The following is a 12,432-nucleotide window of genomic DNA, read 5'->3' on the forward strand; positions in this document are numbered from 1 at the left end:
ACATGTCCGGTCTGGTCGTCGCCGTCGTCCTGTTTGCCGCCTTGCTGCATGCCAGCTGGAACGCCATCGTCAAGTCGGGCAAGGATACCTTTCTCAGCACCGTGCTCGTCTCCGTGGGCGCTGCCCTGATCTCGCTGGCCGTACTGCCCTTCGTCAATAGTCCCGCGCCCGCCAGCTGGCCCTGGCTGGCCGCCTCGGCCGTGGCACAGCTGGCCTACTATTCTCTGCTGGCGGCCGCCTACAAGGCGGGCGACATGAGTCATGCCTACCCCCTGATGCGCGGCAGCGCGCCGCTGATCGTGGCACTGGCCAGCTGGCCGCTGATCGGCGAACGGCTGTCCGCCATGCAGATGGCTGCCGTCGCCTGCATCTGCGCGGGCATCCTCGGCCTGTATGTTGCCGCGCGATTACCCGCCACGCCTGGGACCGCGAAACACACGGGGCGCGCCACGGCCTTTGCGCTGGGCAACGCCTGTGTCATCGCCAGCTATACCCTGATCGACGGCATCGGCGTGCGCCTGTCCGGCGCCCCGGCCGCCTACACCATGTGGATTTTTGTCTTGAACGGAACGGGACTGCTGCTGTGGACGGCGTTGCGCCGCCCTGCCGATTTGCTCGCCTATGCGCAAACGCAATGGCACCTGGCCGCCTTTGGCGGTTTCGGCACGCTCGCTTCCTACGGCCTGGCCCTGTGGGCCATGACGCAGGCGCCCGTGGCCGCCATCGCGGCCTTGCGCGAAACGTCGATCCTGTTCGCCATCGCCATTGCGGCCCTGTTCCTGCGCGAAAAAATCAGCCCCCGCCGCTACCTGGCCATCGGCCTGATCGCGGCAGGCGCCGTGCTCATGCGAATGGCCTAGCGGGCGTCGAGCGGCGCGATCGGCAATTCGATCGCGCTGGCCGCCCCTGCCGCGTGGTACACGCGCTGCGTCGCCTTTTTGTAATCGCCTGGCTGGGCCAGGAAGATGTTCGGCACGAAGGTTTGCGGGTTGCGGTCGTACAGGGGGAACCAGCTCGACTGCACTTGCACGGCAATGCGGTGGCCGGGCAGGAAGACGTGATTCGCGTTCGGCAAGGCGAAACGGTAGCGCTCGACCTTACCCGCAGGAATGGCCGTCGGGTGTTCGAGGCTGTCACGGTAGCGCCCGCGGAAGATGTCCATCGCCACGCCAAGCTGGTAGCCGCCCATGGCCGGCTGCGACGGCACTTCATCCGGATACACGTCGATCAGCTTCACCACCCAGTCGGCATCCGTGCCGCTGGTGGCGGCAAACAGGTTGACCATCGGCGCGCCGGCGATGCGCACGGCCGTCCTCAACGGTTCCGAGACATAGCTGAGCACATCCGTGCGGTCCGCATAGCCGCGCTGGTCGCTGACCAGCCAAGGTTTCCACTGATCGCCATCGCCAAGACGCACGGGACGCGCCACGAAAGGCACGGGTTTCGCGGGATCGGCCATGTATTCATCGAACGCGCCGCTGGCTGCATCGGCTGCAGCCGATGACGCGGCAAAGCCCAGCTTGTAGCCATCCTGCAGATAGATCGGCGTCAGCTTGGTGTCGCACGTCTCGCAGGCCAGCGGCCACTGCTGCAGGCGCTGCCACTGGTTCGTGCCGCTCTGGTACGACACCACGGGCGCCGTGTTCGCTTCCGGCGCGCCATCCTTCAGGTATTGATTGAGGAATGGCTGCATGACTTTTTCACGGAACTGGCGCGCCGTATCGCCGTCAAACTTCAGAGCGCCCAGGCTGGAACCTTCGTAGTTGACGCCGCTGTGGCGCCACGGTCCCACCGCCAGGTAATTGAGGTTGTTGCGCTTGTCGCGTCCTTCCATCGCCGTGTAGGTGGCATAGGCGCCATAAATGTCTTCCTGGTCCCACTGCCCCACCACGTGCATGGTGGGCACGATCAGCGGGCGCTTGGCGAGGATCTTGTCGAGCGCCTGTTCCTGCCAGTAACTGTCGTAGGCCGGGTGTTCGAACAGCTTTTTCGTGTACGTCAGCTTGTCGATGCCGAATTTCTTCGCATAGTCGCCAGCCGAGCCGATGCGCAGATACGCTTCGTAATCGTCGTAGACGCCCAGCACGGGCGATTCAGCGCTGCCGCGCACGCTCGTCTGCCACGCCAGGTAAGACAAGCTCGGCATACGGAAGGCGCCGTTATGGAACCAGTCGTCGCCGCGCCAGCCATCGACCATGGCGCTCATGGGAATGGCCACCTTCAGCGCCGGATGCGGGTCGACCAGCGCCATCAGCACCGTATGCCCTTCGTACGAGGAACCGAGCATGCCCACCTTGCCATTGCTTTCCGGGATATTCTTCGACAGCCAGTCGATGGTGTCCCACGCATCCGTGACGTTGTCCACCCTGGTATTGTTGAGCGGGCCGCGCACGGGGCGCGTCATCACGTAATCGCCTTCGGAGCCATGCTTGCCGCGCACGTCCTGGAATACGCGGATGTAGCCGTTTTCCACCAGGGTGTCGTCGCCTTGCGGCAAGGTGGCCAGCATGCTGGCGCTGGTGGCGCGCTGGGCCCGGCGGGCAGCGTTATAGGGCGTGCGCGTGAGCATGATGGGCGCGCGGCTGGCGCCCTTCGGCACGACGATGACCGTGTACAGCTTGACGCCGTCGCGCATAGGGATCATCACGACGCGCTTGACGTAATCATTAACGTCGGGCATCACCAGCTTGGCGCCGATATCGGGCACCATCGGCGGCGTTTGCGCCAGCACGGGCACAGCAAACAGGGAACTGATAACCAAGGCCAGGCCGGTGAGCCGGACGGGGGACGACACGCGCATACTGTTCTCCAATGGATTCATGCCACGCAAAAGTGGCCGAACGGCAATAGTACCCGGAAAGCAAGTTCCGCAGTAGGCTAGCCTCTGACGCAGCGCAGCAGATAAATCGGGTCGTAACTTGACAGAACGCGCCCGAACTGCAACCATAACGCCATGAAATTTATCCCGTCACAACTCGCCTGCTTGAATTGGTGGTCCCGCTCACTTTCGCGCGGCCACTCTATAGTGATGTGAATTAGATCCACGCCGCCTCGATCGGTGGCGTAACAGGCTCAGCCTGGATCATCCCCGATGCAGGCGGCTCAAAAGGAAACTTGATGAGCTTGCCTAACACCCCAGATACCCAAGACCAGAATGACGCACCGGCCGCGCCGCTGTCCGCTGCCGCCATCGTTTCGCAATCCGTAATCCTGACGGGCGACCGCCCGACCGGTCCCTTGCACCTGGGCCACTACGTGGGCAGCCTGCGCGACCGGGTCCGCTACCAGAACAGCTACAAGCAATTCATCATGCTGGCCGATGCGCAGGCGCTGACGGACAATATGGAAGACATCGACAAGGTGCACCGCAATGTCGTCGAAGTGGCGCTCGACTACCTGGCCGTCGGCATCGACCCGACGAAAACCACGGTGTTCATCCAGTCGCAGATCCCGGAGCTGGCCGAGCTGACCTTTTACTATCTGAATATCGTCACTGTGGCGCGCCTCGAGCGCAACCCCACCGTCAAGGAAGAAATCCGCCTGCGCGGCTTCGAGCGCGACATTCCAGCGGGCTTTTTGACCTACCCTGCCAGCCAGGCGGCCGACATCACGGCCTTCAAGGCGGGCGTGGTGCCCGTGGGCGAAGACCAGATCCCGATGATCGAGCAAACGAATGAAATCGTGCGCCGCTTCAACCGCATGTACAACCGCGAAGTGCTGATGGAATGCAAGGCACTGGTACCGGATATCGGCCGCCTGCCCGGCATCGACGGCAAGGCGAAGATGAGCAAGTCGCTGGGCAATACCATCAACTTGGGCGCGACCTCGGCCGAAATCACGGCCGCCGTGAAAAAAGTCTATACCGACCCGCTGCACCTGCGCGTGGAAGACCCGGGCCACCTGGAAGGCAATATCGCCTTTACCTACCTGGACGCCTTCGATCCGGAAAAAGCGGCGCTGGCCGAAATGAAAGCCCATTACGTGCGCGGCGGCCTGGGCGACAGCATCGTCAAGAAACGCCTGGACGTGGTCTTGCAGGAAATGCTGGCGCCGATCCGCGCCCGCCGCGAAGAATTCGCCAAGGACAAGGGGCAAGTCATCCAGATGCTGAAAGAAGGCACGTTCAAGGCACGCGAAGTGGCGGCCCGCACGGCCGATGAAGTCAAGTCGGCGCTGGGCCTCAACTACTTCTGATCACAGACAGTCAGCAAACTGATGCGCTCAGGCGGAGTCGGGTAAAATCCCGCTTCCGCCTGGGCGCAGTGCATTTATGGCCATGGCCTCAGCAATCAGCAAAGAAAACAACGTGCAATGACCGATACCGCTATCGAACAGCTGCTGCAGCAGCATTTTTCCATCGATGCGCTGCAGCAGGCACCCGCGCCCATGCGGCAGGCGCTGGGCATGCTGGGCGGCTGGCTGGCCGCCGAACGCGACACGCCCTATCCGCACACGCCGTATGCGCAACTGCTGACGCAACTGTCCGACACCAGCCTGCCCGCACACGGCATGCCCGTGGCGGATTTCCTGCAAGAACTCGACACCACCGTGCTGACCAATACGGCCCAGCTGAACCATCCGCAATACATCGGCCACATGACGCAGGCCTTGCCATGGATCAGTGTGCTGGCCGAAGCGTTTACGGCCACCCTGAACCAGAACCAGGTCAAGATCGAGACGGCGTACGTGTCGACCCTGATCGAAAAGCAGGTCCTTGGCTGGCTGCACCGCCAGGTGTACCAGCAGCCCGATGCCGTCTACTCGCAGGCCATGGCCGCCACCAGCGGCGCGCTGGGCAATGTCGTCAATGGCGGCACCATGGGCAACTTGACGGCGCTGGCCGTGGCGCTCGAGCAGCAGCTGCCCGGCACGCGCAAACGGGGCCTGTTTGCCGCCATGCAGGAATCGGGCTACGCGGGGCTGGCCGTGATCGGCTCGGCCCGCAGCCATTACTCCGTGAAAAAGGCCTTGGCAACCCTGGGCCTCGGCGAAAACGCCTTGCAGCTGGTGGCCGTCGACCGCGACAACCGCATCGACGTCGCCGCGCTGGAAGCGACCATTGCCGATTTAAAACTGCGCAAGATCAAGGTCGTCGCCATGATCGGCATCGCCGGCACGACGGAAACAGGCGCCATCGATCCGCTGGCCGCGATGGCGGCCATTGCCGCGCGCGAAAGCATCTGGTTCCACGTGGATGCGGCCTGGGGCGGCGCCCTCTTGATCGCGGACCAGTACCGCGCGCTGTACGACGGAATTACCCTGGCCGACTCCGTCGTCATCGACGGGCACAAGCTGCTGTGGGTGCCGATGGCGCAAAGCATGGTGCTGTTCAAGGATAGCGCCAGCCTGAACTTGCTGAAGCACAACGCCAACTACATCTTGCGCGACAACTCGGGCGACCTGGGCCAGACTTCGCTGGAAGGCTCGCGCCGCTTCGATGCCTTGAAACTGTGGACCTCGTTCAAGGTGCTCGGCGTGTCCGGCTACACGACCTTGCTGCAGCAGGCGGCCACCCTGTCCGGCCAGTTGCAGGATTTATTGGCCGACCAGCAGGATTTCGAACTGGTCACGCGCTCGGACACGTTCATTCTGACCTACCGCTACGTGCCCGCGCACTTGCGCCAGCGCATGGAGGCCTTGCTGGCCGGCGGCCAGGTGGACGCTGCCATCGAACTGAACAAGCAGCTGAACACCTTGAACGCCAAGCTGCAAAACCGGCAAAAGGCGCAAGGCCACAGCTTTGTCTCGCGCACGGTGCTGGAATCGACGCGCTACCCTGGCCCGACCAACGTGCTGCGCGTGGTTATGACGAACGTCAAGACACGCCCCCACCACTTGCGCGCCATCTTGGCCGAGCAGCGCGCCATCGGCCAGGTGCTGGTGGCGGAACTGGGCCTGTAAGGAATCCCCACCATCAGCCTTGACTGGATGCACGATGCAGCGTCTTAGCGCCCTCACCGATCTACTAAAGCATCTGTTGAAATGGCTGCTGCTGGCCTTGGTCGTGGCCGTGCTGGCCGGCACGGCTTCGGCCGGTTTCCTGTTCGTCCTCGACTGGGCCACGCGCACGCGGATGGCGCACGCCTGGCTGATCTGGCTGCTGCCCGTGGCGGGCTTTGCCGTCGGCTGGCTGTATTTGCGCTACGGCAGCAGCGTCGAAGGCGGCGCGAATCTCCTGATCGATGAAATCCACGACCCGAAAAAAATCATTCCGCTGCGCATGGCGCCGCTGGTGCTGGGCGGCACCGTCATCTCGCATCTGTTCGGCGCCTCCGTCGGACGCGAGGGCACAGCCGTACAGATGGGCGGCGCGCTGGCCGACCAGCTCACGCGCCTGTTCCGCCTAAACAACGAAGACCGCCGCATCATCTTGATGGCCGGCATCAGTGCCGGCTTTGCCTCCGTCTTCGGCACGCCGCTGGCAGGCGCCATCTTCGGCCTGGAGGTGCTGGCCATCGGCCGTCTGCGTTACGAAGCCATGCTGCCCTGCCTGCTAGCCGCCATCATCGCCGACCAGGTGGGCTTGCTGTGGGGAGTCCACCATACGCATTACGCCATGCCATTGATCCCCGCCCTCTCCGCCTGGACCTTGTGCGCCATGGTGATCGCCGGCGTGCTGTTCGGCGTGACTGGTAAAGTGTTTGCACAAGCCACGCACGGTTTGAGCGGCCTGATGAAGCGCTGGATCAGCTACGCCCCGCTGCGTCCGCTGGCCGGCGGCGTGATCATCGCCGTCGCCGTGTGGCTGATCGGCACGGACAAGTATATCGGCCTGGGCATTCCCACCATCGCCGATGCGCTGAAAGGACCGCTGCCCGCCTGGGATTTTCTCGGCAAGATGGCATTTACCATTGCTTCATTGGGCACAGGTTTCAAGGGCGGCGAAGTGACGCCCTTGTTCTACATCGGCGCGACCCTGGGCAATGCGCTGGGACCTGTGCTGCACCAGCCCGTCACCCTGCTGGCCGCCATCGGCTTCGTTGCCGTGTTTGCGGGCGCGGCCAACACGCCGATCGCCTCGACCCTGATGGCCATGGAACTGTTCGGCGCCGAGATCGGCGTGTACGCGGCCATCGCCTGCGTCGTGGCCTACCTGTTTTCCGGCCACGCGGGCATCTACCGGGCGCAACGCAGCGGCCATGCCAAGCGCATGCCCCGCAAGGACATCGACGCATGACTCAGAATATCTACGACAACGACGCTTTCTTCACGGCCTACAGTCAACTGCCCCGCTCCGTCGGCGGGCTCGATAGCGCCCCGGAATGGCCCGCCTTGCGCGCCATGCTGCCCGAACTGCGGGGAAAAAACGTGCTGGACCTGGGCTGCGGCTATGGCTGGTTCTGCCGCTGGGCTGCCGGGGCTGGCGCGGCATCAGTGCTGGGCGTGGACATATCGGAAAAGATGCTGGCGCAGGCGGACGCCATGGGGGTGCACGCGGCGGTCCGCTATGCGCGGCTTGACTTGGAACAACTGGCCTTGCCGCCAGCCACCTACGACCTCGTCTACAGCTCGCTGGCATTCCACTACGTTGAGGATTTCGCCACCTTGCTGGCAGCCATCCGCCACGGCTTGAAACCGGGCGGCAAGCTGGTGTTTTCCATCGAGCACCCGATCTTCATGGCCCCGCGTCAGCCCGGCTGGCTGACGGATGCGCAGGGCAGCAAGACCTGGCCCGTCGACAGCTACCAACTACAAGGCCCGCGCGTGTCGGACTGGCTGGCGCCCGGCGTGATCAAGCAGCACCGCACCCTCGGCACGACCTTGAATGCACTGATACACGCCGGTTTCCAGTTGGAGCACGTGGAAGAATGGGGACCGACCGATGCACAGGTGGCGCAGCAGCCGGCCCTGGCAGAAGAACGGGAGCGGCCGATGCTGTTGCTGGTGGGGTGTGGCCTCAAGTAACCACGCTGTCAGCTGGCCACATTGCGCGTAAAGCGCAAGGTGGACTCGCCCGCATTCACGTAGGCATACGCCTGCGCGCTGCTGAAGACAAAAAATTCGCCCCTGGCCAACTGCCTGGTTTCCGCTGCCAGCACGAGCTGCAGCGTCCCTTCGAGCACGTAGAGCATTTCGCTGAAGCCGGCCGGATCGGCTTGCGCATCGTATCGCTCGCCTGGCGCCAGGGTCCACGACCACAGCTCGACCTGGCGGCTGGCGGGCGCCGCGCCCAGCAGCACGGCCTGGCTGGCCTGCGATGCGCTTTGCCACATCAGCACCCGCAGGCTGTCGTGCGGCTGCTGCGGCGGCTGGACGAGGTCGACAAAGGCCACATTCAAGGCGGCGGCCACGTGGTCGAGGTTGGCCAGGCTGATATTGGTACTGCCCGCCTCGACGCCGTTGACCATGCGCCGGCTCAGGCCAGACTGGCGCGCCAGTTCCTCCTGGCTGAGGCCGGCGGCAAGGCGCAAGCGCCGCAGATTGGCGGCCAGGTGTGCCAGCACGCCACCGGCCTCGGCTTGACTGCGCAATATATTGCTCCTATGATGATGGGAAATATTTTGCTCATAGCATAGCGCCCCATGAAAACACACGCAAGTCCCCCGCCCGCCTTTGGCCTGCCCGAACTGGCCCTGATCGCCATCACCTTCATCTGGGGCGGGACGTTTCTCGTCGTGCAGCATGCCGTGACGGTCAGCGGCCCGCTGGCCTTCGTGGCCGCCCGCTTTGCCGTGGCCGCCAGCATCGGCGCCCTGATTTGCCGGGGCCAGTTGCGCCACTTGACGAAGGCGGAGTTGTTGACGGGTATGGCCATCGGCGTGAGCATCTTTGGCGGCTACGCGTTGCAAACCTATGGCTTGATGCATATCACGAGCAGCAAATCGGCCTTCATCACGGCCTTTTATGTGCCCATCGTGCCGCTGGTGCAGTGGCTGGTCTTCAAGCAGCGGCCCCACCCTGCCGTGTGGGCGGCCGTGGTGCTGGCGTTCGTCGGCTTGCTGCTGCTCACCGGCACGGACGGCTTGAGCATGGCCTTCGGCACGGGCGAGCTGATCACGGCCGTGGGCGCCATCGCGATCGCGCTGGAAATCATCCTCATCAGCCGCGTCTCGCCGCAGATGAATATCCTGCGCGTGACCATCGTGCAACTGGCGACGGCATCATTGATCGCCCTGCTGCTGATGCCCGTCATGGGCGAAGCACCACCGGTTCTCGGCAAGACTTTCATCCTCAGCGTGCTGGCCCTGGGCTGCGCCAGCGCGCTGATCCAGTATGTGATGAACTGGGCGCAAAAGCGCATCTCCGCCACGAAGGCGACCCTGATCTATGCGGGCGAGCCTGTCTGGGCGGGCGTGATCGGGCGCATCGCCGGCGAACGGCTGCCGGCCCTAGCCATCGTCGGCGCGATATTGATTATTTGTGCGGGCATCCTCAGCGAGTGGCGGCCCAGGCGCTTGCGTGCCGACGGCAAGGCCGTCATGCCATCAGATTAATTCGGTACGCCGCAGCGCCATATCCCCATGCAAGGCCAGCGGCACGGCCCTGGCCCAGCGGTTCGAGGACAGCGAAAACGTCAGCGCCCGCACCTGGTGGTACCAGCCGGCGGGCACGTACAGCATATCGCCCGGCTCGACAATGCATTCGATCATCGTCGCCTGGCGTGCCAGGGGGAAACGCTGGAAATCGGGCGCTTCCGGATCGAAAGGCGAACCGAACAGGATGGCGTTCGCTTCGCTCGGATAAAGAAAAGCGTCGTGGTGCGGCGGCGACAAAATGATGCGCTTGCGGCCCCACACCTGGGCGAAGATATTGTCATCGTAATCGCAGTGCAAGGGCGTCACCGTGCCGGCCGGCCCCACCCAAAAGCGCGGCGGGCCCATCTTGTCGAAATACGTGGGCCAGTGGCACAAACGGTTCAGCTCGCGCAATTCCAGATTGCCCAGGTAAGGCGGCAGCCCGTACTTGCCCTCTGCCACGAGATCCAGATATTGCCCCATCGACATGTCCTGCATGGCGCGGTCGGCCGCAAAGGCCGTGTTGATGTAGTCGCCCACCCGAGCGCGCACGGGCACATGGCTGAACTGCTCGCGCAAAACGTCAGGCTCCAGCTTGGATAAGGGCCAGCGCCGCACCAGCCCCCGCATCAGGAAAGGCAAGCCCTGCGCGGCGCGCGCGCGGAAGGCGGCGGCGTCCAGCATGGCCAGGCGCGGCACTTCGGTGATGGCAGGCAAGCCGCGCGCCGCCAGCTTGATGGCCTCGCGCATGGCGTCGATAGAGGTAACGCCACGCACCTGCGCATCCTTGTCTTCGCGCGCCTGCTTGCGGGCCAGGGCCGCTTCAGGCGAACTGAATTCGGCTGGCGGCCTGGGCGGAAGTGCTCGTGGCAATACGGGGGCTGCCGCAAGCGGGAGCGGCTCTTTTTTTTCTGCAGACATAAACCTTCTTTGCGATCAGGCGTCACGCGGCATGGCGCGACAGTGCGCTATTTTAAGCCAGCAAGGCCCGTTTCAACATATCGGCCTGCTCGCCCGCCTGGCGCGCCTTGGCTGCATACTCGCTGGCCGTGCCCGGATGCAACCAGGCCTGGGCTTTGGCGGCCAGGTTCAGGTACAGCTTTTCTTTTTCCTGCAGCGCCCTGACGGCGGCCCAGATGGCGTCTTCCGCCTTTTCATGCTGCAACTCGCCAAGCGTCTGCGCCGTGAAACTGTGGCCCGTATGGCAGCGAAAACGCTGCGGCTTCTGGCCATGCAGCTCCCACAGGGTGCCTTGGCATTCGGGGCAAGTGAACGTCGATGGCGTCGCAATTTTTTCCAGTTGCTCCATATTTCCCACTCCCCGGGCAAAACGGTTTTCCACGGCAACCCACTGGGGCACGGGCGGCAAGGATTGCGCGGCGCCGGCTGGCGCTGGCGCGCCGCTGGCCAGCGCCAGCAGGGCCGGTCCGATCTCGGCGCACGGCAGGCGCCAGTCCACTCCCGCATGGTTGATCGCGCTTTGCGGCATCGACGGCGCCACCGCGTCCTGCGGCTCCTGCACCAGCGCCTTGCCGCCGCAGGCCTTGATGGCCTGCAAGCCCGCCGTGCCATCGTCGAGGTAGCCGCTGAGAATCACGCCCACCACCTTCGGCCCAAAAGCGGCGGCCGCGGTGCGAAACAGGGGGTCGATGGCGGGACGCGTATGGTTTTCCTTCGGTCCCCGGGTCAGCTCGACCATCGCCTGGCCGGCCAGGTTGGCAACGAGCATGTGCCGGTCCGGCGGCGCCAGCAGGATGCGCCCCGCGCGTACGGGTTCGCGCTCTTCGGCAAAGCGCACGGGCAAAGCGGAGGTTTTACCGAGGATCTCGGGCAGCACGCTGTTGCGCGCACCCACGTGCATGACGGCCAGTATCGCCGCGGGCAGGTCCGCCGGCAAGGCGGCGAAGATGGTGGATAGCGCGCTCACGCCGCCCACCGAGGCCCCCATGACGATCAGCGTTTCCATGCCTGTCCCTTTCGCGCTCGGATCACTGAACTATTTTGACGCGCTTAATGACACAATTCAGTGCGCCGACTAACACTGTGCGCAGCGCCAGAAAAGAGACGTAACGACGCCTGACAAAACCGTAGCGAGCGGCAGTGATTTGTGGCTAAGAAGCGCAACCGTACTTTAGTACGGGCGCGCCGAGCCGGTGAGCATCGCAGGCCGCCTATACCGACGCGCAGCAGGTTTGGTCAGGCGTCCTCAGACAGGCGTTTTGAATATCGGATCGACGATGAACTGCTGCGCCTTGATGCGCAAGGTGCGCTCCTCGTCCAGCTCGGCGCGCGTTTCGCCCAGCTCTTCGCGTTCCGCTTCCAGTTCCAGACGCGCGGCCGCCAGTTCCGTTTCCACGCGCGTCAGGCTTTCCAGCTTCAGCTGGGCCTGGATCAGTTCCGCGCGCGCCGCTTCGGCGGCTTCTTCCAGACGGGGGATGCCTTCGAGCTTGAATTGCGCCTTGGCCAGGTCCATGCGCGCCTGCTCGGCCGCCTCTTCCAGGCGCGGCAAGCCTTCCAGGCGCAGCTGGGCCTTGGCCAAGTCCGTGCGGGCCTGGTTCGCCACTTGCCGCTCGCGTTCGAGCTCCTCGCGCAAGGTTTCCAGCTCGCCCGCCTGCAGGTCGAGCAACTCTTGCTGGCGCTCGTTCTCGCTGGCCAGGTCCATCAATTCCTGTTGATTGTCGTTCATCTCGGCTTCATGCGCGCTGTGGCTGGCGCTTAATTCCTGTCCTACATAATCGAGGATGGCTTGCTGCAGCACGGGCGACAGTTCGGCGGCGGCAGCGATCTGGCGCTGCGCACCAGCCTTGCGGCGCTGCAATAGCTTGCTGATCGTGCCCAAACAGGCGCCGTTGCCCAGCCGTTCGCGCAAGGCGCGCACCGTGATGGACTGGCCTTCGCCCGCCATCGCTTCCATTGCCGCATTGATCTGTTCCGCGCTTACTTTTGCCATGTCGTGTGCTCTTGAATGTTGCCCAGG

Annotated in this window: 11 protein-coding genes; 6 read left to right on the forward strand and 5 right to left on the reverse strand. The window is 64.1% G+C overall.

Features of this window, described 5'->3' with window-relative positions:
- Nucleotides 1-2 precede the first annotated feature (2 nt).
- The gene (locus ACQ4WO_RS08920; RefSeq protein ID WP_436481093.1) at nt 3-860 is read left to right on the forward strand and encodes an EamA family transporter; all 858 of its coding nucleotides are present in this window, start codon (nt 3-5) and stop codon (nt 858-860) included.
- Here the strand turns inward: ACQ4WO_RS08920 and ACQ4WO_RS08925 are convergent.
- Nucleotides 857-2,800: a CocE/NonD family hydrolase gene (locus ACQ4WO_RS08925; protein ID WP_436481094.1), complete on the reverse strand. Its 1,944-nt coding sequence runs from the start codon at nt 2,798-2,800 to the stop codon at nt 857-859. The genes ACQ4WO_RS08920 and ACQ4WO_RS08925 overlap by 4 nt on opposite strands.
- A 317-nt stretch (nt 2,801-3,117) precedes the next feature.
- On the opposite strand from ACQ4WO_RS08925, the gene trpS reads away from it, so the two are divergent.
- From trpS to ACQ4WO_RS08945, 4 genes are all read left to right on the forward strand, one after another.
- Nucleotides 3,118-4,194, forward strand: coding sequence for a tryptophan--tRNA ligase (gene trpS, locus ACQ4WO_RS08930; RefSeq protein ID WP_436481095.1), 1,077 nt, complete (start codon nt 3,118-3,120; stop codon nt 4,192-4,194).
- 117 nt (nt 4,195-4,311) lie between these two features.
- A complete protein-coding gene (locus ACQ4WO_RS08935) occupies nt 4,312-5,901 on the forward strand; it encodes a pyridoxal-dependent decarboxylase (RefSeq protein ID WP_436481096.1) in 1,590 nt (529 codons plus the stop codon).
- Between the two features lie 34 nt (nt 5,902-5,935).
- Nucleotides 5,936-7,177 (forward strand): chloride channel protein, encoded by a 1,242-nt coding sequence (locus ACQ4WO_RS08940; RefSeq protein WP_436481097.1) that lies wholly within the window; start codon nt 5,936-5,938, stop codon nt 7,175-7,177.
- Nucleotides 7,174-7,905 (forward strand): class I SAM-dependent methyltransferase, encoded by a 732-nt coding sequence (locus tag ACQ4WO_RS08945; RefSeq protein ID WP_436481098.1) that lies wholly within the window; start codon nt 7,174-7,176, stop codon nt 7,903-7,905. Before ACQ4WO_RS08940 ends, ACQ4WO_RS08945 begins: the two co-directional genes overlap by 4 nt.
- Before the next feature lie 8 nt (nt 7,906-7,913).
- Here ACQ4WO_RS08945 and ACQ4WO_RS08950 read toward each other — a convergent pair whose 3' ends face one another.
- Nucleotides 7,914-8,471, reverse strand: coding sequence for a helix-turn-helix domain-containing protein (locus ACQ4WO_RS08950; RefSeq protein ID WP_436481099.1), 558 nt, complete (start codon nt 8,469-8,471; stop codon nt 7,914-7,916).
- A gap of 51 nt (nt 8,472-8,522) precedes the next feature.
- On the opposite strand from ACQ4WO_RS08950, the gene ACQ4WO_RS08955 reads away from it, so the two are divergent.
- The gene (locus tag ACQ4WO_RS08955) at nt 8,523-9,434 is read left to right on the forward strand and encodes a DMT family transporter (RefSeq protein ID WP_436481100.1); all 912 of its coding nucleotides are present in this window, start codon (nt 8,523-8,525) and stop codon (nt 9,432-9,434) included.
- Here ACQ4WO_RS08955 and ACQ4WO_RS08960 read toward each other — a convergent pair.
- The 3 genes from ACQ4WO_RS08960 to ACQ4WO_RS08970 form a co-directional block, all read right to left on the reverse strand.
- Nucleotides 9,426-10,376 carry a cupin-like domain-containing protein gene (locus ACQ4WO_RS08960; RefSeq protein WP_436481101.1) on the reverse strand — a complete coding sequence of 317 codons (951 nt, stop codon included), beginning with the start codon at nt 10,374-10,376 and terminating at the stop codon, nt 9,426-9,428. The genes ACQ4WO_RS08955 and ACQ4WO_RS08960 overlap by 9 nt on opposite strands.
- A gap of 52 nt (nt 10,377-10,428) precedes the next feature.
- Nucleotides 10,429-11,421, reverse strand: coding sequence for a chemotaxis protein CheB (locus ACQ4WO_RS08965; RefSeq protein WP_436481102.1), 993 nt, complete (start codon nt 11,419-11,421; stop codon nt 10,429-10,431).
- A 240-nt stretch (nt 11,422-11,661) separates the two neighbouring features.
- Complete coding sequence (locus ACQ4WO_RS08970) at nt 11,662-12,405, reverse strand: DNA-binding protein (RefSeq protein WP_034752328.1); 744 nt, start codon at nt 12,403-12,405, stop codon at nt 11,662-11,664.
- Nucleotides 12,406-12,432 lie beyond the last annotated feature (27 nt).

It is taken from the genome of Janthinobacterium aestuarii, from assembly GCF_051380835.1.
Taxonomy (GTDB): Bacteria; Pseudomonadota; Gammaproteobacteria; order Burkholderiales; family Burkholderiaceae_D; genus Janthinobacterium; species Janthinobacterium aestuarii.

What these genes read in the sequence shown, in the direction of transcription:
- ACQ4WO_RS08920 (WP_436481093.1), top strand. Translation starts at nt 3, where the DNA reads ATGTCCGGTCTGGTCGTCGCCGTCGTCCTGTTTGCCGCCTTGCTGCAT.
- ACQ4WO_RS08925 (WP_436481094.1), bottom strand. Translation starts at nt 2,800, where the DNA reads ATGCGCGTGTCGTCCCCCGTCCGGCTCACCGGCCTGGCCTTGGTTATC.
- trpS (WP_436481095.1), top strand. Translation starts at nt 3,118, where the DNA reads ATGAGCTTGCCTAACACCCCAGATACCCAAGACCAGAATGACGCACCG.
- ACQ4WO_RS08935 (WP_436481096.1), top strand. Translation starts at nt 4,312, where the DNA reads ATGACCGATACCGCTATCGAACAGCTGCTGCAGCAGCATTTTTCCATC.
- ACQ4WO_RS08940 (WP_436481097.1), top strand. Translation starts at nt 5,936, where the DNA reads ATGCAGCGTCTTAGCGCCCTCACCGATCTACTAAAGCATCTGTTGAAA.
- ACQ4WO_RS08945 (WP_436481098.1), top strand. Translation starts at nt 7,174, where the DNA reads ATGACTCAGAATATCTACGACAACGACGCTTTCTTCACGGCCTACAGT.
- ACQ4WO_RS08955 (WP_436481100.1), top strand. Translation starts at nt 8,523, where the DNA reads ATGAAAACACACGCAAGTCCCCCGCCCGCCTTTGGCCTGCCCGAACTG.
- ACQ4WO_RS08960 (WP_436481101.1), bottom strand. Translation starts at nt 10,376, where the DNA reads ATGTCTGCAGAAAAAAAAGAGCCGCTCCCGCTTGCGGCAGCCCCCGTA.
- ACQ4WO_RS08965 (WP_436481102.1), bottom strand. Translation starts at nt 11,421, where the DNA reads ATGGAAACGCTGATCGTCATGGGGGCCTCGGTGGGCGGCGTGAGCGCG.
- ACQ4WO_RS08970 (WP_034752328.1), bottom strand. Translation starts at nt 12,405, where the DNA reads ATGGCAAAAGTAAGCGCGGAACAGATCAATGCGGCAATGGAAGCGATG.